Here is a 26,364-nt window from a genome sequence, read left to right on the forward strand (position 1 = left end):
CCGCGCTGGTCCGGGGGCGTTCCCGCCGATCGGCTGAGCCGTCTGGTGAAGGGCTGTTAACCATGCCCGTTCACTGAACGATGAAATTGGTAAAGTAGACGTTACTAACCCCGCCAAAACCTTCCTTTTCCTTCAAAACGCCGTTGATCGCCTTGGCGAGGCGGTCCTGGATGTGGCGCTTGCCCTCGGCGGTGAACACCTCGTCCTCGGTGGTCTCGCCCAGCGCCATCAGCACCGCCGAGCGGATCGCGATCTCGTGCGTCTTGATGTTCTCGAGGACGCGTTCGTCATAGGGCGTCGACACGGCGATGCCGACCTGGACGAAATGGACGCTGTCCTGGAGGTTGGAGGTGAACTCCTTCTCCATCGGATAATAGCTCGACGCATATTTGTCGCCGCCCTCACCCTTGGGCGTGGGCTTGCCGCCATGGCCGGGGGCTTCGCCCTCGCCTTCGCCGCCATGGCCACCCTCGCCGCCACCCTTCAGCGAGGCACGCTTCTCCTCGCTCTTGGGAACGAGATGCGGCTCATCGGCGCCCTCGGCATGGGCCGCCGCGCTGAACCAGCCGGCCTGCATGCCATAAAAGGCCGCGCCCCCGCCGCCGCCGAGCAGCAGCACCGGCAGGCCCACGAGCAGCAGCAGCTTGCCCTTTTTCTTCTTCGGCGCAGCGGCGCCCGCGTCCTTGATATCGCTCATCGTCTATCTCCGCGGATCTCAGGCGATCCGTTCGTCATCCTGGGTGGAAGTCTGGGCCTCGCGGCGCGCGCCGGGCGGCGCCGAGGGCTGGTGGCGGTTGGGCGCGGCGTCCTGGCGCTGGCCCTGGTTCATCTGCGGATTCGCATTGCCGGCACCGGTTCCCGTCGCGTTCGATTCGACGCTGGTCGAGCCGAGGCGGATGCCGCGTTCCTGGGCGATCTCGGCCAGCTTGGGCTGGGCATCGGCGATCAGCTGGCGGGCGGACTGGGTATCGGTGTTGAACTGGACATGGATGCTGCCCGAATCGTCCTGGCGGATCGCGATATCGACCTTGCCCAGCGCCTCGGGCATCAGGCTGAGCCGGGTCTCGCGCGCCGGGCCGGCGCCCTGCAGCGTCTCGATCCGGTCGATCATCTTCGACGTCCATTCCTGGTGGCGCATGTCGAGCGCGGCATCCTGGCCCTGGCCGGTAGCAGCGACTGCGGTGGCGGTCTGGATGCCGGTCGCCGGTGCGGCGAGCGTCGAGAGATCGACCTGCGGGTCGCTCGATGCGCCGGCAGCGGCGGCCCGCGCCCCGGGACGATCGAACGCAGCGAAGATCTGATCGGCGACCGACGGGGAAGGGGTGACGGCCGCAGCCGGCTGAGGCCGGGCCGGCGCTACATCGGCGATCGACAGCTTCTGCTGCGGCCCAGGCTTGTCGGGCGTGATGCGTACCACCGGCGCCTCGGCAGCGGCCTGACGCAGTTCGCGCGGCGGCTGGGCCAGAATGGGCTGCGGCCTGGTCCCGGCAGGGGTGTCGCCGGTTGCGGCTGGCGCGGTGCCTGTGCCGGCCATGGGCGCCTCCGCCACGGGATCGGCCGGCGCGGCGGGTGTGGCCGGCATTGCGCCATCGGCCTGAGGCTGACGCTGAGCAGCGGCACTCCGCGCGACCGGCTGCTGCCTGGCGTCGGGTGGGATCACCGTTGCCGACGGGACAGTGGTGGCAGTGGGCGCGGTTACGGGCTTCGGCGCCTCAGCCTTCGCCTTGGGCCCGGCATCGCCGGTTTCTACGACCGGAGCCTGGGGTAGCTGAATGTCGTGGCGCGCGCGCTTGCCGCCGGTCTCGACGGTCAGGTCCGACACCGCTTCCGGCTTCGCCTCGGGTGACACTGCCGGCGGTGGTGTGATGTCGAACCAGGCGAAGGGGGAGGGCGGCGCGTCCTCGGCGGTCGCGTCCTCCTTGTCATCCGTGTCCGAGCCCGGCCGCTCCTCGCTTTTGCCGTCGAGGCCGAGCACGGCATCCGGCAATTCCTTGCCGTCCCCGGCAAGATCCTGCCCCTCCGGCAGCGCGATTGCCGCATCCGCCAGCTTGCCCTGCGGCCCGGCGGCAGGGGCCGCGGTCTTCGGCATCAGCGCACCCATGGCCAGCGCAAAGCCGCTCACGTCCACGGTGAGTGGGGCGTTCGGCTTGACGGGCTCCACGGCGGTGCCGGGAAGTGCGATGGTGAGATGGATCAAGTTCGGGTCCCCGTGAAACAAGGTTCACGGCGTACTCAGCAAATATCGTGCCGGTTTTTACCCATGGGTGGGAGCTGCTCGAGCTCGCGCAGCGCCTTGAGCGCGGCATCGGCTTCGGCGCGGGTGATCAGCTTCTCGATCGCGTTCTGGTCGCGCCGCGCCTCCCGCGTGGCGGTGCGGGCGATCTCGAGGCTCTGCTCGGCGACTTCGACGCGCTTGTCGGCGGCAAAGGCGGACTGGTGGAGCCGGTCGCGGAAATGCGCGGCGGCGGCGAGGCTGGAGGCCGATTCGGAGGCGCTGGGCGCCGGCGCGACGTTCGCGGCCAGACTGGCGATACGGTCGCGCAGCTTCGCTTCCTGATCGACCTTGGCGAGCGCGCGGACTTCGTCGGCACGGACCAGATCGAGCTGGAGCGTGCGGACGCGCAGCAGCCGGTCGAGCTTCTTGACGGAGCGGGACACTTAATCCTCCCCCGCCAGGGGGAGGGGGACCAGCGAAGCTGGTGGAGGGGGAGGTGTGCGAGCCGTTGATTGGCTGCCTACCTCCCCCTCCGTCACGCTGCGCGTGCCACCTCCCCCTGGCGGGGGAGGATAATTGGATTCCGCCTCAACCATGGCCGAACACGCCGACTAGCTCGGTCACCGCGTCAGGCAGGGTAACGATCTCGTCGGAGCCCTGGCGGATATATTCCATCACTGCCGGGTGGCAGGCGATCGCCGCGTCGATCTCGGGATCGGCGCCGGCGCGATAGGCGCCCATCAGGACGAGATCGCGATTCTCCTCGTACGTCGCGAGATGGCGGCGCAGCACGCGGGCCGCGGCGACATGCTCCCTGGGCGCGATGTCGGTCATCACGCGGCTGACCGAGGGGCCGAGATCGATCGCCGGATAGACGCCGCGCTCGGCGAGCGCGCGGCTCAGCACGATATGGCCGTCGAGGATCGAGCGGGCGCTGTCCACCACCGGATCGTTGCCGTCGTCGCCGTCCGCCAGCACGGTGTAGATCGCGGTGATCGACCCGCCGGTGTGGACGTCGGTGCCGGCGCGCTCGATCAGGCTGGGCAGCATCGCGATGGCCGAAGGCGGATAGCCGCGCGCCGAGGCCGGCTCGCCCAGCGCCAGGCCGATCTCGCGGCCGGCATGGGCGACGCGGGTGAGCGAATCCATGATGAGGAGGACCTTCTTGCCCTCGGCGCGGAACGCCTCGGCAATGGCGGTGGCGCGCAAGGCGCCGCGGATACGTAGCACCGGCGAATGATTGGCGGGGACCGCGACGACCACCGAGCGCGCGCGGGCGGCACCGGCGACCTTGGTCTCGAGGAAGTCGGCGACTTCGCGCGAGCGCTCGCCGATCAGGCCGATGACGATCACGTCGGCCTGGGCCGCGCGCACCATCATGCCGAGCAGCACCGACTTGCCGACACCCGAGCCGGCCATGATGCCGACGCGCTGGCCCTGGCCGATGGTGAGCAGCCCGTTGATCGCGCGGACGCCGACATCGAGCGGCTGGAGCACACGCCCGCGGTCCAAGGGTGACTGGAGCTTGCCGGCGAGCGGCCATTTCCCCGCGCCGCGGATCGGGCCGAGCCCGTCGATCGGCTTGCCCGATCCGTCGACCACGCGGCCGAGCATCGCGGCACCGACTTCCGCCTCACCCGGCGCGCCGATCGGGCGGACGGGCGCGTTGGGGAGCAAGGCGGCGGGACCACCGAGGTTCATCAGCAGCGTCTTGCCCGAGCGGAAGCCGATCACTTCGGCCTCGACCCGGCTCTCGCCATCGCCGATCGCGCAGACCGTACCGACCGGCAGTTGCAGGCCGACGGCCTCCATCAGCAGCCCGTCATAGGAGGACAGCCGGCCGGAGATGCGCGGCCGGACCACGAAATCGCCAAGGCCGAGGCCGTCGAGATAATCGTCGGTGAAGCGGTTCAGCATGCGGGCGGAATCGGCACGCGGTCGATCGCCTGGGCGAGCTGCTCGAGCCAAAGGTCAGGGCCGTCCTCGACGATGGTCGAAGCGCTTTCGATGACGAAGCCGCCGCGCTGGACGTGCGGATCGCCGACCGGGAAGACGCTGGCGGGCAGCCTGCCCTGGACGAAGGCGACGTCCTCGGGGTTCAGGCGGAGCAGCGCGGATTCGGCGCTGTCGGCGAGCAGATCCACCGCGGCGTTGATCCGGGCGGCGAGCACATCGGGCGCGACGCCGACTTCGCCGACCAGCCGGGTGACGAGGTGGAGCACGGTCTGGCGCAGCTGGCCGGCCATGCGATCGCGGTCGAAATGCGCGCCGGTGGCGAGTGCCGCCGATACCTGGTCGAGTAGAGCGGTCTCACGGGCCTTAGCCGCTTCGGCTTCGACCAGGGCCGCGGCATGGCCCTCGGCGAAGCCCGCCTCGTGCGCAGCGGCGATCGGATCGATGAACGGCCCGGGCTCGACATGATGCTGGGTATCGGCCGAGAAGGGATCCCAGCCTTCAGTGGGATTGGCCTGGGGATTGGCAGGCGCGAAGTGGCGCGGCTGGGCCGGTGCTTCCTCGAACACGCGGCGGCCGATCCGGTCGACCTCCGACGGCGCGAAGCCGACGCCGTCGCCAAAGGCGCGCGCCAGGACATGCTCGGCGGCGCGGATCCGCCCGGAAAAGCCCGGCGCGAACTCAGACATAGTCGTCGTCCCCGCCCTTTGACGGCATCTGGATCGTGCCGTCCTTCACCAGCCCGCGGGCGATCGCGATCATCGCCTTCTGCGCATCGAGGACATCGGCCATCTTCATCGGCCCAAGCGATTCCATCTCGTCGCGGATGCCGTCCGCCGCGCGGCTCGACGTGCAGCCGAGGAAACGCTCGCGCACCTCCTCCTCGACGCCCTTGAGCGACTTGACCAGGATCGTGGTGTCGATGTTGCGGATGAGCGTCGACAGGTTCTTGTCGTCCAGCTCGAGCAGATTGTCGAAGACGAACATCGCCTCCTCGATCGCGCGGGCGACCTCGCGGTCGATCTTGGCGAGCTTGGGCATGACGCGCTGCTCGGTGATCTTGCGGGCACCGGAAAGGATCTTCGCCGCCTCGCGGGTGCCGCCGAGCTGGAGCCCGCCGCTCGACTTGCGGCCGCCCATGCCGGCACGGCCCTGGAGCATCGTCTTCAGCGTCTCGATCGCCTCGGGCGGAATCGGGCCGAGCTTGGCGATGCGGCGCAGGATCTGCGGCTGCCCGGCCTCGGGCAGATGCTCGAACACCTTGGCGGCGATATCGGGATCGAGATTGGCGAGCAGCACCGCGGCGATCTGCGGATGCTCGTTCTCGATCATCCCGGCGATCTCCTCGGGCTCGAACCAGTCGAGCCATTCGATCGAGGCGGCCTGGCTGGCCGGCATGACGCGGGCGAGCACGCCCGAGGCCCGCTCGGGGCCGAGCGCCTTGGTCATGATGCTCTCGATCCTGGGCGCCGGATCGAACGAGACACCGGTCCGCTCGCGCGCCTTGAAGACGAAATCGTCGAGGACGATCTCTACCTCGGCCTCGCTGACGTCGGCGACGTTGAACATCGCCTTGCCGAGCGAGCGGACCTCTTCGGGATCGAGCTTCTGGAGGATGGCGGCAGCCTCCTCCTCGCCGACCAGCATCATCAGGACGGCGGCGCGCTCGACGCCGTTGAAGCTCCGGATCGCGTTCATTGCGCATCTGCCTTGATCATGTCGCGAACCGCCAGGGCGGCGCGGGCGGGATTGTCGCGGGTGAAGCCGCGGACCAGGCCGACGCGCTCGTCATAGCTGTTGCCGGCGCTTTCGAGCATGTCGATCGAGACCGGGGCGGCGCCCGAACCGGCCTCATCGCCGCCGGCGGGGCCGCTCATCGACAGCGCCGGGCGGTTGCCGGCGGCAGGCTCCTCGCGCTTCTTGAGCAAAGCCTTGGTGAGCGGGCGGACGCCGAGGAAGAGGACGAGCAGCGCGATGACCAATGCGGTGGCGTTGCGCGCGGCGAGCGGCACCCATTCGGCCTCGTACCAGGCCGGGCCCTTGTCGGCGGCATCGGCGGCGGCGTTGAACTTGCGGCTGATCACGGTGACCTGGTCGGTGCGACCCTGGTTGTAGCCGACCGCGGCCTGGACCAGCTGGGTGATCTGCTGGATCTCCACCGTCGAACGCGGCTTGCCCGATTCCTCGCGCAGCAGCACCGCGACCGAGAGGCGGCGGATGCTGCCCGGGGCCTGGCGGGTGACCGAGACCTGCTTGCCGGTCTCATAGGTGCGGGTGAAGCTGTCGCTCTGCTTCTGCGGCGTCGTGGTGCTCGCACCGGCAGCCGTGGCGCCGGCAGCGGGCGTGGCGCCGGGCGTCGGTTGCGCGTTGGGTGCGGTAACGGTGCTGGCAGCCGGCGGCGTGTTGGACAGCGCGCCGGGGATGCCGCCCGGGGCCTGGCCGTCCTTGGTGCCGGTCCAGGCACCCTGCTCGGCCGAAATGACCGCGCCTTCCTTGTCATAGCTTTCGCGGGTCGCCTGGCTCTCGTCGAGATCGACATCGGCCTGCACCTCGGCAGTGAAGTTGCCCGCGCCGACCAAGGGCGTCAGTAGCTGGACGAGCTGCTCGCGATACTTGTCCTCGATGCGGCGCTGATAGTCGATGCGGGCGTCGCTCGCCGAATTGGCTTCGTTGCCCTTCTTCGAGAGCAGCGCGCCCATCTGGTCGACGATGGTGACGTTCTCGGGCGCCATGCCGGGGACCGAGGAGGCGACCAGGTTGACGATCGCGCGGGTCTGCGCATCGCCCAGCGCGCGGCCGGGCTGGAGCTTGAGGACCACCGAGGCGGTGGGCGCGGTCTTGTCGCGCACGAACACGCTGGCCTCGGGCGTGGCGAGATGGACGCGCGCCTCGGCGACCGAATCGATCTCCTCGATCGAGCGGGCGAGCTCGGTCTCGCGGGCCTGGCGCAGGCGCTCGCCCTCGACGGCACGGGAGACGCCCATCGGCAGCTGGTCGAGGATCTGGTAGCCGCCCGGCGCCGCCTTGGGCAGGTTCTGGCTGGCGAGCAGCATCCGCGCCTTGTGGTAATCATCCTCGGCGACGGTGATCGAGCCCGAGCTGTCGATGCTCGACTTGATGCTGGCGCCCTGCAATGCCGACGAGATCGCCGCCTTGTCTGCGTCGGTGACGTTGGCGAACAGGATGCGCTGCGGCGGAGTCGAGACCAGGGACCAGGCGAGGAAGCCGGCGGCGACCAGGCCGATCAGGAAGATCAGCGGCATCGCGCGCTTCACCGCGGGCTGGGCGAGGATGCCGCGCATCTGGGCGAGCGGCGCGCCAAGGCGTCCCGCGGCGGCGGGCAGGGCAGGCGCATCGGTGGGGGCGAGGGCGTTGCTCATGGATTACACCGGCATGCTCATGATGTCCTTGTATGCGGACAGGAGTTTGTTGCGGACCTGCAGGGTCGCCTCGAAGCCGACCGATGCCTGCTGGCGGGCGAGCATCACCTTGGCGATGTCGACCGTCTCGCCGCGCTCATAGGCTTCGGAGAGCGCGCCGGCCTGAGCCTGGGACTGGTTGACCTGCTTGAAGGCCTCTTCCATCGACGCGGCGAAGCCCGCGGGCTTGCCACCCGCGGCGCCTGCAACCGTGCCGGCCGGAGTCTCGTTGGCCTTGGCGAGCGCGGCGTTGCGCTCGAGGATCTGGGCGCGGAGCGCCATCACCCGGTCGACGCTCATCGCGCCGCCGCCGATACCGTCGATACCGCTCATGCCGAAGCCCTCGCCTTACCGAAGTCGATGCTCTCGCCCTGCTCGCGCGCCTTGGCGAGCCGGTAGCGCAGGGTGCGCTCCGAGATGCCGAGCCGCTTCGCCGTCTCGATCCGGCTGCCGCCGCATTCGGCAAGCACTTCGCGGATCGCGGCGAACTCGTGCATCTGGACGATGTTGGACAGCGAGCCCGAGGTCTCGACCTCGAGGCGCGGCGCGGCCGGACGGTCGAAGATCAGATGCTCGGGATCGATCGTGCGGCCGCCGCAGAGCAGCAGCGCGCGCTGGATGACATTCTCGAGCTCGCGGACATTGCCCGGCCAGTCATGGTCGCTGAGCGCCTCGAGCGCCTCGTTCGAGATCCACGGCATCGCACCACGGCCGCCGGCGTGGCGGACGACCATCGCGGCGGCGAGCGCGGCGATGTCGCCGGGGCGATCGGCCAGCGCCTTGGTCATCAGCGGGAAGACCGAGAGGCGATAGTACAGGTCGGCGCGGAAGCGTCCGGCGGTGACTTCGCCCTGGAGATCGCGATTGGCGCAGGCGACGACGCGGACGTCGACCTTTTCCGGCATGGTGCCGCCGATCGGCACCACTTCGCGCTCCTGGAGCACGCGGAGCAGCTTGGCCTGGAGGGCGAGCGGCATCTCGGCGATCTCGTCGAGCAGGATGGTGCCGCCATGCGCGGCGCGGAAGAAGCCCTGGCCGCCCGAGGACGCGCCGGTGAAGGCACCCTTCTGGTGGCCGAACAGCATCGCCTCGAGCATCGTCTCGGGCAAGGCGGCGCAGTTGAGCGCCACGAACGGACCGTCGCGGCGCGTGGAATTGTTGTGGATCGCGCGGGCCAGCACTTCCTTGCCGGTACCGGTGGGGCCGTTGACCAGCACGGTGATGTCCGACGCGGCGACCCGCTCAGCCAGCGCGAGCAGCGCCAGGCTCTCGGGATCGGCGGCGACCGGCTCGTGCGGACCGCGCAGCAGCGCCGTCGCGAAGCCCGCGCCGACCGCGGCGTCCTCCGGCGTATAGGAAAGGCGGGCGGGGTTGCCGTCGCCGAACGCGATCGCCTGGCGGCCCTGGTCGCCCAGGATCAGCGTGCGTGCGGCAGCGGGAGGCACCTCGCCCTCGGCGACCAGGAACAGGTCGCCCGGACCGGAGCGCCCGTCCTCGCCGGTGCCGACCGCGAAGCCCTGGGCGCGCAACGACGAGACGAGCGCGTATTTCTGGCGCAGCACAGCGGCGGACGGGACGATGGATCGCATTGTTACCCCCTGAGACACCATCCCCTTTTGGGACCAGCTTGGTTAACGGCGGGTAAAATTGCGCATTTCGCGACCATCTTGGTCCGGGCGCGTCTACGCGTGCGCACGTAGCGCCGAAATTTTTTGCTTAAGCCGGGCGCAGCGCTGCCGTTCCTTGGCTTGGCGGCTCCGAGCTCCCGTTCAGGGGGGTAAATGGGAAGCCGACGAGCATGGAGTAACGAACATGACTGTTATCTCGACCAACACCGCGGCGCTGCGCGCCGCCAATGCCTCGACCGGCGCGAACAAGACGCTGAACACGGCCATGGAGCGCCTGTCGACCGGCAAGCGCATCAACAGCGCGAAGGACGACGCCGCCGGCCTGGCGATCGCCTCGACCATGACCGCCTCGATCCGCGGCATGACCCAGGCGGTCCGCAACGCCAATGACGGCATCTCGCTGGCGCAGACCGCGGAAGGCGCGCTCAACGAAGTGACCAACATGCTGCAGCGCGTCCGTGAGCTGGCGGTCCAGTCGTCGAGCGGCACCTATTCGGACGACGACCGCAAGAATCTGCAGGCCGAAGTCACCCAGCTGACCTCGCAGATCAAGGACGTGCTGACCAACACCAAGTTCAACGGCAACGCGCTGTTCCAGATCGGCAAGCCGCCGGCGGACCCGACGGACGTCCAGGCCGACGAGACTGCGGCCAAGACCTTCTCGATCCAGACCGGCTCGGAATCGACCGACAAGATCACGATCAGCGTCGATGCGCTCGACCTGGGCACCATCACCGGCGTCGGCACCGACCCGGCGGATGCCGACTATGTCGCGCCGCTCTCGATCGGCACGTCGAGCACCGCCGACAGCGCCCAGGGCACGCTCGATACCGCGCTGAAGTCGGTCGCCACGCTCCGCGCTTCGCTCGGCGCCGCGCAGAGCCGCCTCGACTCGGTGGTCAACAACCTGACGACCAACATCGCCAATCTGAGCGACGCCCGCAGCCGCATCGAGGACACCGATTATTCGGCGGAGACGACGGCGCTGGCCAAGGCCCAGATCCTGTCGCAGGCATCGACCGCGATGCTCGCCCAAGCCAACCAGAGCCAGCAGTCGGTTCTTAAGCTGCTTCAGTAAGCGCGTGCCGGTCGGGGTGTCACCCCCCTGACAGGCACCAAGGCCGGTCACCCCTTTCTCGGGAGCGCATGGGGAACCCCGGTGGTTGTTACCACCGGGGTTTTTCTTGTCCGGTGACGGATTCCCCTCCCTTCCAGGGAGGGGAGCGATGGGTCAAAGCCTCACTTCTTCTCCGGCCGGCCGCCCGGCTTCCACTCCGGCTTGGCATTGCTGTTCGCCAGCGACTTGAGCGGCGCGACCAGCGACTGGATCGCCCGGGTCATGAACGCGATGTCGAGATTCTCCAGCGTGTCCTGCGCGGTGTGATAATTGGGCGTGACTGCCCAGCCCGAGATGGTGTGCGCCACCACCCCGCGCACCGCGAGCGAGTAATTGTCCGAACGCTCGAAGAAGCGCTGCTCGGGATAGGGATCGGCGGTGACCAGCGCGCCATGCGCCTTCAGCGTCTCGCCCAAGGTCGAACGCTCGAACCCGGTCATCATCATCGTGCCGGCGGGAAGCTTGGGATCCTGCGCGCCGATCATCTCGATCTCGATATTGGCGACGATCTGGTCGAGCGGCACCGGCGGATGATCGCCGAAATAGCTCGAGCCATAGCCGCCGATCTCCTCGCTGCCATAGGCGACGAACAGCAGCCCGCGCTTCGCCTTCTTCGCCGCCGCCATCGCGCGGGCGAGTTCGAGCACCGCGGTGGTGCCCGAGGCATCGTCATTGGCGCCGTGCATGATCGTGCCGTCCGGCTGCACGCCGAGATGATCGAGATGGGCAGTGACCAGGATCACACCGGCCTTGGGGTCGCTGCCCGGCAGCCAGCCGATCGCATTGGTGGTGGTCGATTCCTCGCGCGTCACCGGGAGCGTGAAGCTGACCGGCGCGCCGGCCTGGGCGACCGCCTTGTCGAAATCGGCCGAGGGCAGGGTCGCGAGCGCAGCGTAGCTCGCCGGCGGAGCGCCCTCCAGCCCGGCGGGGAGGCGCGGCTTGCCGCCCATGCCCTTGAACATGCCCTGCGTCATCTCGGTCTCGCGCGCGATGAGCAGCTTGACGCCGGCGGCCCTGGCCGCGCGGACGAGCGCCATCGGCGATCCCTTGCCGCCGGTGACGAACACGATATCGGCACGCGGCATCTTCGCCGGGTCCTCGCCATCGAACACCGCCGAGGTGCCGGAAATGGGATCGATCGCGCCGACCAGCACGGTGGGTGCCACGGTCGGCTTGCCGGCGATGGCGAGCGCGGCGGGGCCATTCGCCGCATAGCGGATGATCTTCGCCGCCTGGAGATAGCCTGGCATGCCCGGCGCCGGCTTCAGCCCATAGCCTTCGAACTGCGAGGCTACGTAAGCCGCGGCGATCGCCTCGTCGCGGGTCGCGCTGCCGCGGCCCTGCAGCGCATCGCTGGCGAGGAAGCTCTCATGCGCGCGGACCCATTCGGGGCGCACGGTCCAATTGTCCTGGGCAAGCGCCGGCGAGGCCATCAGCCCGAACGCCATCGCGCCGGCCAGGAACAGATGCTTGGTCACGTGAAATCCCCCACAAGATACGAACGGGGCGGATTTCTGCGGCAAGCATCGGGGCGGCGCAAGCGGGGTGCGGGCGGAAAGTTTCGAAAGTTACGATTTACCCCTGGCTTCCCTTTCCCCGGCAGAGGCCGGGGTCCAGTCTCAGTGTGCGCGGCGAAGACGCGCCAAGGCGCGCGACTCTCAAGTCTGGGGCCCGGCCTTCGCCGGGGAAAGAAGCGGGGAGACGGATTTGGATGGCGGGTTATCCCAATCTTCGCGCCAGTCCCTTCTTCAGCCGGGCATGCGCGCTCGCCTTGATCTGGCAGATGCGCGCGGCGCCCACCCCCAGCACCTGCCCGATCTCCTCGAGGTTGAGTTCCTCGACATAATAGAGCTGGATCACCTGCTGCTCGCGCTCCGGCAGCTCGGTGATCGCGGCGATCAGCGCCTCGCGCTGGTCGCTCTCGGCGAGCTGGTCGAAGGCGCTGGGCGCGTCGGACATGAACCAGGGGCTCTCGTCCGAATAAGTCTCGTCGATCGAATCGAAGCGGACTGCCTCGGCATTGGCATAGTCGGCGCGCAACTTCTCCGGCGTGACACCAAGCCGCTCCGCCACCTGCTCGTCCTCGGGGGCGCGGCCCAGCTCGTTGGTCAGCACCGATACCGCTTCCTGATAGGCCTTGCGCCGGCGCATCGCGCCGCGCGTGGTGGTCGCCTGGCGGCGCAGCTCGTCGATCATCGCGCCGCGCAGCCGGGTGGCGAGATATTGCTCGAAGGTCACCTGGCCCCGGTCCTCGAAGCTTCCGGCAGCCTCGATCAGCGCGACCAGCCCCACCTGGATCAGATCCTCCACCTCGACGAGCGAGCTCATCGAGCCATGGATGTGCCAGGCGATGCGGCGGACCAGCGGCAGGTGCCGGCGCACCAGCGCCTCCGGATCGCGGCGCGGCGGGGTGGGCGAATAGGTCAGCGGTGGATCGAGAGCCAGTGAAGCCATGGCGTCGAGTTTCCCTGGGGTGAAAGCGTTCATGCGGGCAGCGCCTCCGGCGCGCCGATCACGGCGACGACTTCGACGGCCTTGTCCTCGGGCACTTCGAAGAAGCTCATCACCGGCGTGTCGGGCAGCACGTTGCGGACCAGCTTGCGGATCGCGACGCGGATCGAAGGCTGGACGACGAGCGCGAAGGGCTTGGCCTCGGCGATCAGCGGCTGGGCGGCGCGCTGCAGCGCATCGGCGATGCGGCGGCCGAGGTCGGGCTCGATCGTGTGCCGCTTCGACGGATCGGAGCGCACCGCCTGGCCGAGCAGCGCCTCGAGCTGCCCCTCCAGCGTCATCACCCGCAGCGGCTCGCGCACGCCGCACAGACGCTGGATGATCAGCGGGCCGAGATCGGGGCGGATCAGCTCCATGATCTCGTCGGCGTCGAGGGTGCGCTGCGCCGCGACCGCGATGGCGGCGGCGATTCGGCGGAACTCCTTGAGCGGTACGCTCTCGGCGAGCAGGCCTCGCAGGATCTGGGTGAGCGTGGTGAGCGGCACCGGCGACGGGCAGAGCGCGGCGACGAGCTGGGGCGAGCGCTCCTTGAGTCCCTCGAGCAGCGACTGGACCTCATCGGCACCGAGCAGGTCGGACGCGTTCTGGATCAGGCACTGGTTGAGATGGGTGGCGACCACGGTGCCCGGATCGACGACGAGATAGCCAAGGCCGGTGGCAGCATCCGAATCGCCCTGGGCGATCCAAATCGCGTCGAGCCCGAAGGTCGGGTCCTTGACCGGCTTGCCGTGCAGGCGACCGGCGGCCTGGCCGGTGTCGATCGCCAGCACCTCGTCGGGCGAGACATTGTCCTCGGCCACGACCACGCCGCCAATGACGATGCGATATGTGAAGGGCGCCAGGTTGATGTCGTCGCGCACCCGCACCTGGGGCACGACGAAGCCGAGCTCCTTGGAGAGCTGGCGGCGCACCCCGGTGATCCGGCCCATCAGCGGACCGCCGCGGCGCTCGTCGACCAACGGCACGAGCCCATAGCCGATGTCGAGCATCACCTGCATGTTGTCGGTGACTTCCTCCCAGCCGATCCGCGAGAGATCGACCGGCTCGGCCGGCGGCGCCGCGACGATCCTGGGGCGGTTGGCGACCTTGCGCAGGTGCCAGGCGGCGACGCCGGCAGCGGCTGCGGCGGGCAGCATCAGGAAATGCGGCATGCCGGGAAGCAGGCCGAGCAAGCCGAGGATGACCGCGACCGGCATCCAGGTCTTGTAGCTGGCGAACTGGGTGCCGATCTGGCCGGCCAGGTCGTCGCTCGACTTGACGCGGGTGACGATGGCGGCGGCGGCGATCGAGAGCAGCAGCGCCGGCACCTGGGCGACCAGCGCGTCGCCGATGGCGAGGAGGACATAGGCGGAGGCCGCCTCGCCCACCGCCATCTGGTGGCTGACCACGCCGAGGATCAGGCCGCCGATCACGTTGATGCCAAGGATCAGCAGGCCGGCGATCGCATCGCCCTTCACGAACTTGGACGAACCGTCCATCGCGCCGTAGAAATCGGCTTCGGTCGAGACTTCGACGCGCTTTGCGCGGGCCTCGTCGGGCGTGATCAGGCCGGCATTGAGGTCGGCGTCGATCGCCATCTGCTTGCCGGGCAGGGCATCGAGGGTGAAGCGCGCGCTGACTTCGGAGACGCGGCCGGCACCCTTGGTCACCACGATCATGTTGATGATCACGATCACCGCGAACACGACCAGGCCGACGACATAGTCGCCGCCGATCATGAAGGTGCCGAACGCCTCGATCACATGGCCGGCGGCGCTTTCGCCCTCGTGCCCGTGGACCAGCACGACGCGCGTCGAGGCGACGTTGAGGCCGAGGCGGAACAGCGTGGCGAACAGCAGCACGGTGGGGAAGGCGGAGAAGTCGAGCGGCTTCTGCGCGTTCAGCGCCACCATCAGCACCGCGAGGCTGATCATGATGTTGAGGATGAAGAAGACGTCGAGCAGGAAGGCCGGGATCGGCACCACCATCAGCGCGACGAGCAGCAGGATCGCGCCGGGCAGCGCGAAGCTCTTCAGGGCAGGCGCAGTCCCTGCGGGAAGCGAAAGTGCAGACACTAGGGGTTACGCTCCCAGGTTCGCGAGCATGAGATAGGCGAGGCGGGCATTTTCCGGTGTCGGGCGCAGCGGATCGATGCGGCGGCCGAGCGGATCGCCTGCGGCTGGGCCCTGCGAGACGTTGAGCTGGGCCAGCGTGTTCTGCACCCAGTGCCGGTCGCTATCGACCGCGCCATTGCCGAGCACGACTTCATTGTCGCCATCGGTGAAGCCGCGGGCGGCGGCATCGAAGCCAGCATCGAGCCCGTCCGAAGCCACACCGGTGGCACCGCCGGCGGCAGCGCCCTGGTCGAGCTTGCCGGCGAAGCGGCTGTAGATTTCCGAGAGCGTGCGCGGCTGGCCGTTCGCGGCGTAGAACACGCCACGATTGGCGCGCGCGGCGGCGGGGAACATGCTGGCGCCGGTGCGGCCGGGATTTTCGGCCATCGCGCTGAGGAACTTGTCGGCGCCGCCCAGCCCCAGGAAATGCGCCATGTAGAGATCGGTGCCGGTCGCCGGCCGGCCGAGGCTATCCTCGAGCGAGGCCTTGTTGTCGGCGGCATGCTCGGCGGCCATCAGCGACGCGGTCTGCGGATCGCTGCGCAGGTTGAGGATCGCGCTGCGCGTGGCGGGGTCGCTGACGACATAGCGGCCGGCGCTATTCTGCTTGATGCTGTCGGCGGCCCAGGACAGGCCATGCTCGGCGCCGTGCTGCTTGACCACGCCGAGCCAGCTCTGCTCGATGAACTGATAGAGGCCGGTCGCCGAGGAAGTGCCGGCGCGGGCATTCGCCTTCAACCCGCTCTCGACCTGTGCCTGGCCGAGCAGATAGTTGAAGTCGATGCCGGTCTTGCGGCTCGCCGCAGCGATCGCCGTCTGGACGCTTGCCTTGGAATTGACCGAAGTGACGCTCATCTGGTCCCGATCCGGATTGCCCTTATTCGGGGCTATCGGAGCAAGGACCGTGCCAGTTCTGGTTAATCGGCGTTATGCACGCCTGTCAGGCCAGCGCGTAGCCAACCGCCTTGTAGGAAGGCGCCTGCTGACCGGAAAGGATTTGCAGGCGGCGGCGAACATTTGCCGCCATCAGGTTCACATAGATGCGGCAGGTCTCGTTGAGCTTGTGCGCCTCGGCGGCGAGCTCGCGGATCTCCGCATCGGGGGCCTCGCCGTCATGCAGTGCGACCGTGTCGATCGCGGCCAGCTTGGCATGGGTCGCCGCCGCGAGCGCGGCGACGTCACTCGTCTTCAGGGCCGCGATCTCGGCGTGGAGGCATTCGATCACCTGGATGAGCGCGTCACGACGGTTCACGGGACTTCCAATCGAGCTTGAAGGCGAGCAGCCGGTCGGCGATCGTCGAGGGCGAGAGCGGGAACTTGTTGTCCTGGATCGCCTTGCGGATGCGCGAGACGCGGTCGACATCGACCGGCGGCCGGGCCGCCTGCTCCCCCGCGATCTCCGCCGCCGCGCTGCGCACCGCCGGGGCGTCGCTCGCGACCGGGCGGACCGCGGCGACCTTGGCCGCCGGTTCAACGGGCACAGCGCGACGGTCGGTGACCGCGCCTGTCTTCGTGCCGATTGAGTCCACCATTGCCTGCAACCTCGCTATGCCTGCAGCCCTTCAAACGGCCCGGCGGCGCGAAACTTTACGGGAAAATTCAGCTGCCCTCGGCAAAGCCCGGCAGGCGGGCGCGGCCCGGTTCGATCGCGATAGCCTGGAGCGGCGGCTGCTTGTCATCGATCTTCACGCTGATCCGGCCGCCGGGAGGCGCATCGTTCATCGCGACGCCCTGGCGCGAGATCGAGAAGCCGGCGGCCCCCGCCTCGACCGTGACCGCGTCGCCGCGCTTGATCACTGGCTCGGCCTTCACTGCCACCGGCGGGCGCACGACGACATTGGCTGGCATCGGCGCAGGCGTGGCGACCCTAGGCCTGGGCACCGCCGCGACCGGCACGAAGATCTTCCAGGCCGGTGCCATGCAGCGGACCACCACAGCGTCATGCGTGTCGTTCCGCCATTCCAGCTGCGGCGCGGCGCAATTGGCGAGCTTGAGCCGCCGGTCGATCGGCGCGATCGCCCCGCCCTGCTCGCCGATCTCCTTGCCGGTGAACTGGGTGACGATGGTGTCGAGCGCTGCGACCGACTGGAATTCCGGGGCGGCGAGGCTGAGTGCGAGGGCGAGGATCATGGCCGGTCTCCTTCGAAGCCGAGCGTGAGGACGGCGCGGCGCTGGCCGCGGCCGGTGGAAAATACTATGCGCGACGGATCGATCGCGTGCTGTTGGATCAGCAGCGCGGCGACAGCGCGGGCGCGGTCGGCGGCGAGGATCGGGCCGCTGCCGGTGGCGGGATCGACGTCCGCCGACGATCCGTCGACTTCGCCGGTGATGCGCAGCCGGGTGCGCGGATCGCGTGCGGCACTCCGCGCCCATTCGAGCGCCGAGCCGGTGTCGGCCAGCACTGCCGAGCCGGGCGCGAAGCCGGTGGCGGTGGCGATGTCGACCGGCATCGGCGCCGGAGCCGCCGCGCTCTCGCTGGCGCCGAAGCCCGCGCGGATGCCCGCGGCGAGCCTGGCCGGATCCACCTGGTTCGCCTGGAGGAAGACGAAGAAGCCGACGAGCAGCAGCGACAAGTCCGCCAGGGTCATCAGCCAGGGCGCGCGGGCGCACTCCTCCTCGTCGAACACGGTCACGCCGCGATCTCCTTGATCCGGCCGGTGCCCGGCTCGATCCCGGCCAGCAGCACGAGTGCCGGCTGGAGGCGGAGCCGCTCCTGCGCCTCGTGCCGCGCGCGGCGCTTCAGCCGCGTGGCGACCGGCAGCAGCGCGAGATTGGCGAGCAGCGCGCCATAGAGCGTGGCGAGCAGCGCCACCGCCATCGCGCCACCGATCGCCTGCGGATCCTTCATCGCGGAGAACATGCCGACCAGGCCGATCAGCGTGCCGACCATGCCCATCGCCGGCGCCAGCTCGGCCGCACCCGACCAGACTTCCCAGCCACCGCGATGCCGCTCGAACCGAGCGCAGCGGCGCTGCTCGAGCAGGGTCTCGACCTCTTTCGGGCTCGCCCCGTCGACGATCGCAGCGACTGCGGCGGCAATATCCGGATCCTCGATCTTCGAACGATCGAGCGCGATCACGCCGTGGCGCCGCGCGATCCGGCCGAGCGCCGAGACCTGCGACAGCAACGGCTCGACGTCGAAGCGCCGGCGCGGCAGCTGGCCGAGCGCGGCGACGCTGCGCGCAAGATCGCCCGAGGCGCTGCGCAGCACGGTGCCGGCCACCACGCCCCCGCCGACAATGGCGAGCGCGATCGGATCGAGGAAGGTCCCGAGGGCAGGAAGCACATTCATATCCATGCCCGTGTGGGTGCAAGAGGCGGGCCAATTGCCTTCCCCTCAGAGGGCGGCAATCCGGCCCCGTAAACCCGGCAAGCAGCTGCCGACACACCGGCAAAACCTTGCCGCCGCTTGCCGCTCCTCAGGGCAGAGACGGTTTTTTCGCCTCTCCAGCCAAATTGGCACGGCGGTTGCAGAGAAGCGCACAAGCCTTTCCGGCGAACTTTTGTGCGGGAGACGTGCAATGCCCAATGACAACCTCTTCGGCGTACATGGCACCGCGCTTGCCGTGCGCTCGCAGCGCATGGGCATGCTCGCGTCGAACATCGCGAACGCCTCGACCCCCGGGTACAAGGCAAAGGACATCGACTTCCGCGCGGCGCTCAACAGCGCCACCGCTGCCGGCGGCTCGATCGACGGCGCGATCGACGCCAACACGCTCTACCGCGTACCGCTCCAGCCCTCGGCCGACGGCAACACCGTCGAGCTGACCACCGAGCAGACCGCCTTCGCCGAGAATGCCGTCGCCTATCAGACGACATTGTCGTTCCTGAACGGCCGCATCGGCCAGATCACGCGCGCGCTGAAGGGAGAATAGAGATGGGCGACCAGCCGCTTTCGATCTTCCAGGTCTCCGGCCGCGCGATGAGCGCGCAGCTGGTGCGGATGAACACCACGGCCTCGAACCTGGCCAATGTCGGTACCGTCGCCTCGAGCCCGGACGCTGCCTATCGCACGATCAAGCCGGTGTTCCGCACCGCCTTCGACCAGGCGAGCGGCATGTCGACCGTCGATGTCGAGCAGGTCGTCACCGCCGGCTCCGAGCCGACCAAGCATTACGATCCGGGCAACCCGATGGCCGACAAGGACGGCAATGTCTGGGAAGCCGCCGTGGACGAGACCCGGGAGCTGGTCGACATGATGGAGACCGCCCGGAACTACCAGAACAACGTCGAAGTGATGCAGACTGCCAAGCAGCTCATCGTCGACACCCTCAAGCTGGGCCGCTGATCATGAGCGATTTCGATACCACCCTGACGAACCTGGGCATCCCCCGGTACAACACCAGCAGCACGACGAGCGGCACCACGCTCGACACCCAGGACACCTCGCGGCTCGGCAAGACCGACATGGGCGTGTCCGACTTCCTCGCGCTGATGACCGCGCAGCTGAAGAACCAGGATCCGTTCCAGCCGGTCGACAACAGCCAGATGGTCGCCCAGATGGCGCAGTTCTCGTCGCTCTCCGGCATCACCGAGATGAGCTCGACGCTGAAGACGATCGCGGGCCAGCTCGGCTCTACCTCGCTCAACGACGCGATCGGCTATGTCGGCAAGACCGTGCTGGTCCAGGGCACCACCGCCTATCCGCGCACTACCGGCGGCCTCGCCGGCGCCGTCGCGCTGGAGAAGGACGCGACCAACGTCACGGTGTCCATCAAGGATGCCAACGGCAACGCGGTCAAGACGATCGAGATGGGCAAGGAGACCAAGGGCGCGGTCGCCTGGGACTGGGACGGCAAGACCGATGGCGGCGAGGATGCCGGCGCCGGCCCGTTCACCGTCAGCGTCACCGCCACCGACGGCACCGGCAACGTCAAGGCCTATCCGCTGGTCTGGGCGCCGGTCACCGCCGTCTCGATGGGATCGGACGGCAAGCCCGTCCTCACGCTTCCGGGCATCGGCAACGTGTCCACCGACGCCGTCTGGCAGGTCGGCTGAATCAATTTTTCCTACGGAGTAACGGAAAATGTCCTTCTTCACCTCGCTCTCCGGCCTGCAGGCAGCGCAGACCGACATGTCGACGATCTCGCACAATCTCGCGAACGTGCAGACCAACGGCTTCAAGAAGAGCACCACCCAGTTCGCCGACGTCATCGCGTCGACCGCCAACATGAACCCGAGCCAGATGGTCGGTTCCGGCGTGGTCGTGAAGGCGGTGCGCCAGCAGTTCGGCCAAGGCGGCTTCACCCAGAGCTCGTCGGCGCTCGACGTCGCGATCTCGGGCGACGGCTTCTTCATCGTCAAGGGCGACGAGAAGAGCGGCAATGGTGTTGCCTACACCCGAAACGGCAGCTTCCAGGTCGATGCCGATCGCTATGTGGTCGATGCTCAGGGCAACAAGCTGCAGGTCTATCCGGTCGACGGCTCGGGCGCGGTGGTCGCGACCGGCCTTTCCTCGACGGTCAGCCTGCGCCTGCCCCAGACCAGCGGCACGCCCGAGGAGACCGAGAACGTCAAGCTTGGCCTCAACCTCAATGCCGGCTCGGCGATCCCGTCGGAAGCGGCGAAGTTCGACGATACCGAATACAAGTTCGACCGTTTCGATCCGACCACCTATAACCAGTCGGTCCAGACGACGGTCTATGACGCGAACGGCAATGCGCTGACGCTGACCAATTACTTCGTCCGCGAGAGCAAGCCGACCGGCACCGACGCGACCAGCACCTGGAAGGTCTATTCGTTCGTCGGCGACCAGCAGCTCAATGCCGGCGACGATCCCGACACGATGACGCAGTTCGAGCTGAAGTTCGACAGCACCGGCAAGCTCTCCGAGCCGACCACGCCGATCACCTTCATGGGCTTCCTGGCGCCGGGCGCGACTTCGGAGCAGGTGCTCAAGCTCGACCTGACCCAGGGCACCACCCAGGTCAGCTCGCCGTTCAGCCTCAACTCGACCTCGCAGGACGGCTCGCCCGTCGGCCAGATCGAAGGCGTGACGATCGGCGACGACGGCACGGTGACCGCGAGCTTCTCGAACGGCGACACCCAGGCACTGGGCAAGGTCGTGCTGGCCAGCTTCACCAACAATGCGGGCCTGCGCCAGCTCGGCAACTCGACCTGGGCGGCCACCGGCTTCTCGGGCGATGCGCGCCTCGGCGAGCCGGGCACCAACGGGTTCGGCGGGCTGATGTCGGGCGCGATCGAGCGCTCGAACGTCGACATCACCGAGGAGCTGGTCAATCTGATCGCGGCACAGCGCAACTTCCAGGCGAATGCCAAGGCGCTCGATACCGCCAGCCAGATGTCCCAGACCATTTTCAACATCCGCAGCTGATCGGATCGGCTGAGGAGGAGTAACCCATGGACCGGCTTGTCTACACTGCGATGTCGGGGCTTCGGAGCCAGATGTCGGCGCAGGCGACGATCGCGAACAACATCGCGAACGCCTCGACGATCGGCTTCCGCGGCGAACGCGTCAGCTTCGACCGGCTGGTCCTCCAGGGTACCGGGATGGATTCGCGCCAGATGGCCTCGGCGGAAGTCGAGGACTTCGACCGCAGCAAGGGCACGATGATCCAGACCGGCAACCCGCTCGACATCGCGGTGAACGGCGATGCCTGGATCGCGGTCCAGGCCACCGACGGCACCGAAGCCTATACGAGGCGCGGCGATCTCAGGATCGCGCCCTCGGGCGTGCTGGAAACCGGCGACGGTTTCCCGGTGATGGGGTCGGGGGGCCCCATCACCGTGCCGCCCGCCGACAAGGTCTCGATCTCCGAGGACGGCACCGTCTCGATCGTGCCGCGCGGCGGCGATCCGACGCAGCCGCAGGAAGTCGGCAAGATCAAGCTGGTCAGCACCGATGGCACGCAGACCGCCAAGGGGCTCGACAATCTCCTTCATGTGAAGGGCGGCGGCGTGCTGCCCGAGGACATGGACGCCAAGGTGACTTCCGGTTCGCTCGAGCAATCGAACGTGAACCTCACCCAGGCGCTGGTCGACATGATCGAGAACCAGCGCGCCTACGAAGTGCAGGCCAACCTGCTCAAGGAAGCCAAGAACATGGACGAGAGCACCGCATCGCTGATGCGGATGCCGTCCTGATAGGGAGTAAGACCGATGGGTTCGGCAGCATTGCACATCGCGCGCACGGGTCTCGACGCCCAGGACACGCGCATGCGGGTCATCTCGAACAATCTGGCCAACGTGAACACCACGGCGTTCAAGAAGGACCGCGCCAGCTTCGAGACGCTCGCCTATCAGGTGATCACCGCGCCAGGCGCCGCCTCGACCGCGGAGACCAAATACGCGACCGGCCTCAACCTCGGCACCGGCGTGCGCACCCAGGGCACCCAGCGCATCGAGACCCAGGGATCGCTGCAGACCACCGGCAACGGCCTCGACATGGCGATCGACGGCAATGGCTATTTCCAGATCCAGTTGCCCGGCGGCGGCCTGGGCTATACCCGCGCGGGCAATTTCTCGCGTTCGCCTGAGGGCCAGCTGGTCACCTCCGAGGGCTATCAGGTGATGCCCGGCGTCACCATTCCCGAGGGCGCGATCTCGGTCACCGTCGGCAGCGACGGCACCGTCTCGGCGCAGATGCCGAACCAGACCGACCTCACCCAGATCGGCCAGATCCAGGTGGCGAGCTTCCCCAATCCGGCGGGCCTCCAGGCGGTCGGCGACAACTATCTGATCGAGACGCCGGCGAGCGGCACCGTCGCGCTCGGCAATGCCGGCATCGATGGCCGCGGCACGATCCGCCAGGGCATGCTCGAAGGCTCGAACGTCAACGTCGTCGAGGAGCTGGTCGACATGATCGAGACCCAGCGCGCCTATGAGGTCAACTCGAAGATGATCTCGGCGACCGACGAGATGCTCAAATACGTCAACCAGAACATCTGAGGCGGCGGATCATGAAGCATCTCTCCACCCTCGCCTCGGCCACGTTGCTCGCCGCCGGGTTCGCCTTCGCCGCGACGCCCGCCCAGGCGCAGTTCCTTGGCATCGGCGGCAAGAAGAAGCCCAAGGAGGATTACTCCGTCACGCTTCCCTCGGCCGCGCCGGCCCAGGCGCCCGCCAATGGCAGCATCTTCCAGGCGAACGACGGCTATGCCGCGCTCTACGAGGGCCAGCGCGCCCGCCGCGTCGGCGATCCGCTGTCGATCCTGCTGGTCGAGAAGACCGCCGCGTCCAAGTCGGCCGGCACCAAGCTCGACAGCTCGGGCGGCTTCGGCCTGACCCCACCGAGCACCGGCGCGCTGTCGCTGTTCAAGGAAAGCGACGCCAGCGTCAGCGGCAAGCGCAACTTCAACGGCACCGGCACCGCCGACCAGGCCAATGCGCTGTCGGGCGAGATCAGCGTCACCGTTGCCGCGGTCTATCCCAACGGCACGATGCTGGTGCAGGGCCAGAAGCGCGTGACGCTCAATCGCGGCGACGAGTTCGTCCAGATCAAAGGCATCGTGCGCGTCGCCGATATCGACGCGAACAACCGCGTGCTCTCCACCCGCGTCGCCGATGCCCGCATCGCCTATACCGGCAAGGGCGACGTTGCCCGTGCCAGCCGCCAGGGCTGGCTGAGCCGGTTCTTCTCCGTGATCAGCCCCTTCTAAGCCGGAGCAGACCCATGATCCGCCGCTTCCTCGCGCTCGCCGCCCTCGCCCTCGCCGCCACTGCGCCCGCCCACGCCCAGCGCGTGAAGGACCTGGGCGGCTTCCAGGGCATCCGCACCAACCAGCTCACCGGGTACGGCGTGGTCGTCGGCCTGCCGGGCACGGGCGACGACAATCTCGAATATACCGTCCAGTCGATGAAGGGTGTCACCTCGCGCTTCGGGCTGCAGCTGCCCGCCGGCGTCGCGCCGGGCCTGAAGAACGCCGCGGTGGTGATGATCACCGCCGAGCTGCCCGCCTTCGCCAAGCCGGGCCAGAAGCTCGACATCACCGTCTCGTCGATGGGCAAGGCCAAGTCCCTGCGCGGCGGCACGCTGATCCTCACCCCGCTCCAGGGCGCCGACGGCCAGATCTATGCGATGGCGCAGGGCAACCTCGCCGTGGGCGGGCTCGGTGCCGAAGGTGCCGACGGCTCGAAGATCGTGGTCAACACGCCGTCCTCGGGCCGCATCCCGGAAGGCGCCACGGTCGAGCGCAGCGTCGATACCGGCTTCGACAAGTCGCCCTTCATCACCTTCAACCTCGCCCGCGCCGACTTCACCACGGCCCAGCGCGTCCAGGACGCGATCAACCTGCGCTTCGGCGCCGGCCGCGCCCGCGCGATCGATGGCGTCTCGATCGCCATCCAGGCGCCCGAGGGCCGCGACGTCCGCTCGGAGCTGATGAGCGAAGTCGAGAACCTGCCGGTCGAGGCCGCCGAAGCCGCCGCCCGGGTGATCGTCAACGCGCGCACCGGCACCGTCGTGATCAACTCGGCCGTCCGGGTCAGCCCCGCCGCGGTAACCCATGGTAAACTGACCGTTCGTATTGATGAGAACCAGCGCACCAGCCAGCCCGCGCCGTTCAGCAAGGGCGAGACCCGCACCGAGCAGCACAGCACGGTCGGCGTCGAGGAGGAAAAGCATCCCATGTTCCTGATCGAGCCGGGCCCGAAGCTTTCGGACGTCGTCAAGGCGGTGAACGCGATCGGCGCGTCGCCGGCCGATCTGGTCGCCATCCTCGAGGCGCTCAAGGAAGCCGGCGCGCTCAAGGCGGAGCTGATCATCCTGTGAGCAACCTACTCGCCCCGATCGGCAGCACGTCCGGCGGTGTCTCGACCGACACCTCGCGCCTCGCCTCCAAGGAGAATCTCGAAGCCGCCGGCCAGCGCTTCGAGGCGGTCTTCACCGGCATGATGCTCAAGTCGATGCGCCAGGCGAAGCTCGGCGACGGGCTGTTCGACAGCAAGGGCGAGGACCAGTTCCGCGAAATGCAGGACCAGCAGCTCGCCCAGAGCATGGCCGCGCATGCCCCGATCGGCATCGGCAAGGCGATGACCGCCTTCCTCGCCAGGAACCTCAAGACCGAGACGCCGGCCCAGCCCGGCACCACGCCGCCCGCGCCCGAAGGAGGTGCCGTCAAATGACCGACCTGCTTTCGATCGGCGCCAGCGGCGCGCGGGCCTATCAGTCGGCGCTCGCCACCACTTCGGACAATATCGCCAATGCCGCGACCGTCGGCTATTCGCGCCGTGTCGCCACGGTGCGCGAAGTCGTCGCCACCGGCGGCAACACCAGCGCGATCAATTCGGGCCTGGGCGCCAATGTCGGCGGCGTCACCCGCTCGGCCGACGCCTTCCGCGCGACCGAGGTGCGCACCGCAAGCTCGGACCTCGCCCGCACGCTCGCCGGGGCGGCCTGGCTCGGGCGGATCGATTCGGGCCTGACCCAGAACAAGCTGGGCGACCAGCTCACGTCCTTCTTCACCTCGGCCAAGGCCGTCGCGGCCGACCCGACTGCGCTGCCGGCGCGCGCGACGATGCTCGAGAACGCCGCCGGCGTCGCGGCCGCCTTCGGCGCGACCGGCAAGGCGCTCGACGGCGCGATGATCGACCTCAAGGCCTCGGCAGATACCGCGGTGACGCAGCTCAACAACCTGTCCGCCAGCCTTGCCAAGGTGAATGCCGGCCTCGCCCGCGCCAATGACGGCACCGCCGGCCAGGCCGCCCTGCTCGACCAGCGCGACCAGATGCTCGAGCAGATGAGCGCGCTGACCGACGTGACGGTCAGCTTCGACGCTTATGGCCGCGCCACCGTCCAGGCCGGCAACAGCTCGGGCCCGACCCTGGTCGAGGGCGCGCAGGCGGCGATCGTCTCGCAGGTCAGCAACGACGAAGGGACCTTCTCCTTCTCGGTCAAGCAGGCCAGCGGCGCGATGCAGACCATGGCGCCCAATGGCGGCGCGCTTGCCGGCATCGCCGAGAGCGGCAGCCGCATCGCCGCGGCGCGCGACCAGATCGGCCAGATGGCGCAGAGCTTCGCCGAGGGCGTCAACGCAGTCCAGGCCGCCGGTGCCGATCTCCAGGGCAATGCCGGCGAGCCGATCTTTTCGGTCGGCGATCCCGCCTACAACCTCAGCGTCGTGATGGCCGATCCGCGCGGCATCGCAGCCGCGGCGGCCAGCGGCGGCACGCGGGACAACAGCAACCTCGCCGGCTTCGACACGCTGCGCACCAGCGGCAATTACGAGCAGCAGGTGACCGATCTCACGGCCGCAAACGGCGCGGCGCTTTCGGGGCGCAACAGCGTCGCCGATGCCCAGACCTCGATCCGCGACTCCGCCGTCTCGGCGCGCGATTCGGTGAGCGGCGTGAACATCGACGAGGAGGCGGTCGATCTGATGCGCTTCCAGCAGGCCTATCAGGCATCGACCCGCGTGATCCAGGTCGCGCGCGAGACGCTGCAATCGATCCTCGACATCAGGTAAAAAGA

29 protein-coding genes are annotated in these 26,364 nt (G+C 68.5%); 11 read left to right on the forward strand and 18 right to left on the reverse strand.

Features of this window, described 5'->3' with window-relative positions; all coding sequences use genetic code 11:
* Window positions 1-70: 70 nt before the first annotated feature.
* The 9 genes from fliL to ACEN8G_RS19420 all read right to left on the reverse strand — a co-directional run bounded on the left by fliL (window position 71) and on the right by ACEN8G_RS19420 (window position 9,176).
* Window positions 71-697 (reverse strand): flagellar basal body-associated protein FliL, encoded by a 627-nt coding sequence (gene fliL, locus ACEN8G_RS19380; protein WP_307116709.1) that lies wholly within the window; start codon window positions 695-697, stop codon window positions 71-73.
* Window positions 698-715: 18 nt separating this feature from the next.
* On the reverse strand, window positions 716-2,197 hold the full coding sequence (locus tag ACEN8G_RS19385) for a flagellar hook-length control protein FliK (RefSeq protein ID WP_413414981.1): 1,482 nt from the start codon (window positions 2,195-2,197) through the stop codon (window positions 716-718).
* A gap of 35 nt (window positions 2,198-2,232) precedes the next feature.
* The gene (locus tag ACEN8G_RS19390; RefSeq protein ID WP_413414980.1) at window positions 2,233-2,658 is read right to left on the reverse strand and encodes a hypothetical protein; all 426 of its coding nucleotides are present in this window, start codon (window positions 2,656-2,658) and stop codon (window positions 2,233-2,235) included.
* A 145-nt stretch (window positions 2,659-2,803) separates the two neighbouring features.
* On the reverse strand, window positions 2,804-4,132 hold the full coding sequence (locus ACEN8G_RS19395; RefSeq protein ID WP_413414979.1) for a FliI/YscN family ATPase: 1,329 nt from the start codon (window positions 4,130-4,132) through the stop codon (window positions 2,804-2,806).
* On the reverse strand, window positions 4,126-4,857 hold the full coding sequence (locus ACEN8G_RS19400; RefSeq protein WP_413414978.1) for a FliH/SctL family protein: 732 nt from the start codon (window positions 4,855-4,857) through the stop codon (window positions 4,126-4,128). The genes ACEN8G_RS19395 and ACEN8G_RS19400 overlap by 7 nt, the downstream gene beginning before the upstream one ends.
* Window positions 4,850-5,866 carry a flagellar motor switch protein FliG gene (gene fliG / locus ACEN8G_RS19405; protein WP_413414977.1) on the reverse strand — a complete coding sequence of 339 codons (1,017 nt, stop codon included), beginning with the start codon at window positions 5,864-5,866 and terminating at the stop codon, window positions 4,850-4,852. The genes ACEN8G_RS19400 and fliG overlap by 8 nt, the downstream gene beginning before the upstream one ends.
* The gene (gene fliF / locus ACEN8G_RS19410) at window positions 5,863-7,548 is read right to left on the reverse strand and encodes a flagellar basal-body MS-ring/collar protein FliF (RefSeq protein ID WP_413414976.1); all 1,686 of its coding nucleotides are present in this window, start codon (window positions 7,546-7,548) and stop codon (window positions 5,863-5,865) included. Before fliF ends, fliG begins: the two co-directional genes overlap by 4 nt.
* Before the next feature lie 3 nt (window positions 7,549-7,551).
* A complete protein-coding gene (gene fliE, locus ACEN8G_RS19415) occupies window positions 7,552-7,920 on the reverse strand; it encodes a flagellar hook-basal body complex protein FliE (protein ID WP_413414975.1) in 369 nt (122 codons plus the stop codon).
* Window positions 7,917-9,176 carry a sigma-54 interaction domain-containing protein gene (locus ACEN8G_RS19420; protein WP_413414974.1) on the reverse strand — a complete coding sequence of 420 codons (1,260 nt, stop codon included), beginning with the start codon at window positions 9,174-9,176 and terminating at the stop codon, window positions 7,917-7,919. Before ACEN8G_RS19420 ends, fliE begins: the two co-directional genes overlap by 4 nt.
* 223 nt (window positions 9,177-9,399) lie before the next feature.
* Between ACEN8G_RS19420 and ACEN8G_RS19425 the strand changes: the two genes are divergently transcribed.
* On the forward strand, window positions 9,400-10,293 hold the full coding sequence (locus tag ACEN8G_RS19425; RefSeq protein WP_413414973.1) for a flagellin: 894 nt from the start codon (window positions 9,400-9,402) through the stop codon (window positions 10,291-10,293).
* Between the two features lie 161 nt (window positions 10,294-10,454).
* Here the strand turns inward: ACEN8G_RS19425 and ACEN8G_RS19430 are convergent, their stop codons facing one another.
* The 9 genes from ACEN8G_RS19430 to ACEN8G_RS19470 form a co-directional block, all read right to left on the reverse strand.
* Entirely contained in the window at window positions 10,455-11,810 is a 1,356-nt protein-coding gene (locus ACEN8G_RS19430) for a M28 family metallopeptidase (RefSeq protein ID WP_413414972.1), read from the reverse strand.
* A 241-nt stretch (window positions 11,811-12,051) separates the two neighbouring features.
* Window positions 12,052-12,786: a sigma-70 family RNA polymerase sigma factor gene (locus ACEN8G_RS19435; RefSeq protein WP_413414970.1), complete on the reverse strand. Its 735-nt coding sequence runs from the start codon at window positions 12,784-12,786 to the stop codon at window positions 12,052-12,054.
* A 29-nt stretch (window positions 12,787-12,815) separates the two neighbouring features.
* Entirely contained in the window at window positions 12,816-14,897 is a 2,082-nt protein-coding gene (flhA, locus tag ACEN8G_RS19440) for a flagellar biosynthesis protein FlhA (protein WP_413414969.1), read from the reverse strand.
* A gap of 6 nt (window positions 14,898-14,903) precedes the next feature.
* Entirely contained in the window at window positions 14,904-15,791 is an 888-nt protein-coding gene (locus tag ACEN8G_RS19445) for a lytic transglycosylase domain-containing protein (RefSeq protein ID WP_413414968.1), read from the reverse strand.
* 85 nt (window positions 15,792-15,876) lie between these two features.
* Window positions 15,877-16,188 carry a flagellar protein FlgN gene (locus ACEN8G_RS19450; protein WP_413740670.1) on the reverse strand — a complete coding sequence of 104 codons (312 nt, stop codon included), beginning with the start codon at window positions 16,186-16,188 and terminating at the stop codon, window positions 15,877-15,879.
* Window positions 16,175-16,468, reverse strand: a complete 294-nt coding sequence (locus tag ACEN8G_RS19455; protein WP_413414966.1) for a flagellar biosynthesis anti-sigma factor FlgM — start codon at window positions 16,466-16,468, stop codon at window positions 16,175-16,177. Before ACEN8G_RS19455 ends, ACEN8G_RS19450 begins: the two co-directional genes overlap by 14 nt.
* A 67-nt stretch (window positions 16,469-16,535) precedes the next feature.
* Complete coding sequence (locus tag ACEN8G_RS19460) at window positions 16,536-17,066, reverse strand: flagella basal body P-ring formation protein FlgA (RefSeq protein ID WP_413414965.1); 531 nt, start codon at window positions 17,064-17,066, stop codon at window positions 16,536-16,538.
* Complete coding sequence (locus ACEN8G_RS19465; protein ID WP_413414964.1) at window positions 17,063-17,569, reverse strand: flagellar motor protein MotB; 507 nt, start codon at window positions 17,567-17,569, stop codon at window positions 17,063-17,065. Before ACEN8G_RS19465 ends, ACEN8G_RS19460 begins: the two co-directional genes overlap by 4 nt.
* Window positions 17,566-18,228, reverse strand: coding sequence for a motility protein A (locus ACEN8G_RS19470; protein WP_413414963.1), 663 nt, complete (start codon window positions 18,226-18,228; stop codon window positions 17,566-17,568). The genes ACEN8G_RS19465 and ACEN8G_RS19470 overlap by 4 nt, the downstream gene beginning before the upstream one ends.
* Before the next feature lie 229 nt (window positions 18,229-18,457).
* Between ACEN8G_RS19470 and flgB the strand changes: the two genes are divergently transcribed.
* From flgB to flgK, 10 genes are read left to right on the forward strand one after another with little or no spacing between them, the layout of a single operon-like run.
* A complete protein-coding gene (gene flgB / locus ACEN8G_RS19475; protein WP_413414962.1) occupies window positions 18,458-18,811 on the forward strand; it encodes a flagellar basal body rod protein FlgB in 354 nt (117 codons plus the stop codon).
* A gap of 2 nt (window positions 18,812-18,813) precedes the next feature.
* Window positions 18,814-19,224, forward strand: coding sequence for a flagellar basal body rod protein FlgC (gene flgC / locus ACEN8G_RS19480; RefSeq protein ID WP_307116728.1), 411 nt, complete (start codon window positions 18,814-18,816; stop codon window positions 19,222-19,224).
* 2 nt (window positions 19,225-19,226) lie between these two features.
* Window positions 19,227-19,934, forward strand: coding sequence for a flagellar hook assembly protein FlgD (locus tag ACEN8G_RS19485; RefSeq protein ID WP_413414961.1), 708 nt, complete (start codon window positions 19,227-19,229; stop codon window positions 19,932-19,934).
* A gap of 28 nt (window positions 19,935-19,962) precedes the next feature.
* Entirely contained in the window at window positions 19,963-21,270 is a 1,308-nt protein-coding gene (locus ACEN8G_RS19490) for a flagellar hook protein FlgE (RefSeq protein ID WP_413414959.1), read from the forward strand.
* A gap of 26 nt (window positions 21,271-21,296) precedes the next feature.
* A complete protein-coding gene (gene flgF / locus ACEN8G_RS19495) occupies window positions 21,297-22,040 on the forward strand; it encodes a flagellar basal-body rod protein FlgF (protein WP_413414957.1) in 744 nt (247 codons plus the stop codon).
* A 15-nt stretch (window positions 22,041-22,055) separates the two neighbouring features.
* Window positions 22,056-22,844: a flagellar basal-body rod protein FlgG gene (flgG, locus tag ACEN8G_RS19500; RefSeq protein ID WP_413414956.1), complete on the forward strand. Its 789-nt coding sequence runs from the start codon at window positions 22,056-22,058 to the stop codon at window positions 22,842-22,844.
* Between the two features lie 11 nt (window positions 22,845-22,855).
* Entirely contained in the window at window positions 22,856-23,554 is a 699-nt protein-coding gene (locus ACEN8G_RS19505) for a flagellar basal body L-ring protein FlgH (protein WP_413414955.1), read from the forward strand.
* A 14-nt stretch (window positions 23,555-23,568) separates the two neighbouring features.
* Window positions 23,569-24,666, forward strand: a complete 1,098-nt coding sequence (locus ACEN8G_RS19510; RefSeq protein ID WP_413414953.1) for a flagellar basal body P-ring protein FlgI — start codon at window positions 23,569-23,571, stop codon at window positions 24,664-24,666.
* A complete protein-coding gene (locus ACEN8G_RS19515) occupies window positions 24,663-25,019 on the forward strand; it encodes a rod-binding protein (protein ID WP_413414952.1) in 357 nt (118 codons plus the stop codon). The genes ACEN8G_RS19510 and ACEN8G_RS19515 overlap by 4 nt, the downstream gene beginning before the upstream one ends.
* Window positions 25,016-26,359 carry a flagellar hook-associated protein FlgK gene (gene flgK, locus ACEN8G_RS19520; RefSeq protein WP_413414951.1) on the forward strand — a complete coding sequence of 448 codons (1,344 nt, stop codon included), beginning with the start codon at window positions 25,016-25,018 and terminating at the stop codon, window positions 26,357-26,359. Before ACEN8G_RS19515 ends, flgK begins: the two co-directional genes overlap by 4 nt.
* Window positions 26,360-26,364 lie beyond the last annotated feature (5 nt).

This window comes from Sphingomonas sp. Sphisp66 (genome assembly GCF_047324325.1).
Lineage (GTDB): Bacteria > Pseudomonadota > Alphaproteobacteria > Sphingomonadales > Sphingomonadaceae > Sphingomonas.

Excerpts from the sequence above, each read along its gene's own strand:
- flgB (WP_413414962.1), top strand. The coding sequence starts at position 18,458 with ATGCCCAATGACAACCTCTTCGGCGTACATGGCACCGCGCTTGCCGTG.
- flgC (WP_307116728.1), top strand. The coding sequence starts at position 18,814 with ATGGGCGACCAGCCGCTTTCGATCTTCCAGGTCTCCGGCCGCGCGATG.
- flgF (WP_413414957.1), top strand. The coding sequence starts at position 21,297 with ATGGACCGGCTTGTCTACACTGCGATGTCGGGGCTTCGGAGCCAGATG.
- ACEN8G_RS19510 (WP_413414953.1), top strand. The coding sequence starts at position 23,569 with ATGATCCGCCGCTTCCTCGCGCTCGCCGCCCTCGCCCTCGCCGCCACT.
- fliG (WP_413414977.1), bottom strand. The coding sequence starts at position 5,866 with ATGAACGCGATCCGGAGCTTCAACGGCGTCGAGCGCGCCGCCGTCCTG.
- ACEN8G_RS19485 (WP_413414961.1), top strand. The coding sequence starts at position 19,227 with ATGAGCGATTTCGATACCACCCTGACGAACCTGGGCATCCCCCGGTAC.
- ACEN8G_RS19460 (WP_413414965.1), bottom strand. The coding sequence starts at position 17,066 with ATGATCCTCGCCCTCGCACTCAGCCTCGCCGCCCCGGAATTCCAGTCG.
- ACEN8G_RS19470 (WP_413414963.1), bottom strand. The coding sequence starts at position 18,228 with ATGAATGTGCTTCCTGCCCTCGGGACCTTCCTCGATCCGATCGCGCTC.
- fliE (WP_413414975.1), bottom strand. The coding sequence starts at position 7,920 with ATGAGCGGTATCGACGGTATCGGCGGCGGCGCGATGAGCGTCGACCGG.
- ACEN8G_RS19455 (WP_413414966.1), bottom strand. The coding sequence starts at position 16,468 with ATGGTGGACTCAATCGGCACGAAGACAGGCGCGGTCACCGACCGTCGC.
- ACEN8G_RS19445 (WP_413414968.1), bottom strand. The coding sequence starts at position 15,791 with ATGAGCGTCACTTCGGTCAATTCCAAGGCAAGCGTCCAGACGGCGATC.
- fliL (WP_307116709.1), bottom strand. The coding sequence starts at position 697 with ATGAGCGATATCAAGGACGCGGGCGCCGCTGCGCCGAAGAAGAAAAAG.
- ACEN8G_RS19395 (WP_413414979.1), bottom strand. The coding sequence starts at position 4,132 with ATGCTGAACCGCTTCACCGACGATTATCTCGACGGCCTCGGCCTTGGC.
- ACEN8G_RS19425 (WP_413414973.1), top strand. The coding sequence starts at position 9,400 with ATGACTGTTATCTCGACCAACACCGCGGCGCTGCGCGCCGCCAATGCC.
- ACEN8G_RS19420 (WP_413414974.1), bottom strand. The coding sequence starts at position 9,176 with ATGCGATCCATCGTCCCGTCCGCCGCTGTGCTGCGCCAGAAATACGCG.
- ACEN8G_RS19490 (WP_413414959.1), top strand. The coding sequence starts at position 19,963 with ATGTCCTTCTTCACCTCGCTCTCCGGCCTGCAGGCAGCGCAGACCGAC.
- ACEN8G_RS19435 (WP_413414970.1), bottom strand. The coding sequence starts at position 12,786 with ATGGCTTCACTGGCTCTCGATCCACCGCTGACCTATTCGCCCACCCCG.
- flgG (WP_413414956.1), top strand. The coding sequence starts at position 22,056 with ATGGGTTCGGCAGCATTGCACATCGCGCGCACGGGTCTCGACGCCCAG.
- flgK (WP_413414951.1), top strand. The coding sequence starts at position 25,016 with ATGACCGACCTGCTTTCGATCGGCGCCAGCGGCGCGCGGGCCTATCAG.
- ACEN8G_RS19400 (WP_413414978.1), bottom strand. The coding sequence starts at position 4,857 with ATGTCTGAGTTCGCGCCGGGCTTTTCCGGGCGGATCCGCGCCGCCGAG.
- fliF (WP_413414976.1), bottom strand. The coding sequence starts at position 7,548 with ATGAGCAACGCCCTCGCCCCCACCGATGCGCCTGCCCTGCCCGCCGCC.
- ACEN8G_RS19505 (WP_413414955.1), top strand. The coding sequence starts at position 22,856 with ATGAAGCATCTCTCCACCCTCGCCTCGGCCACGTTGCTCGCCGCCGGG.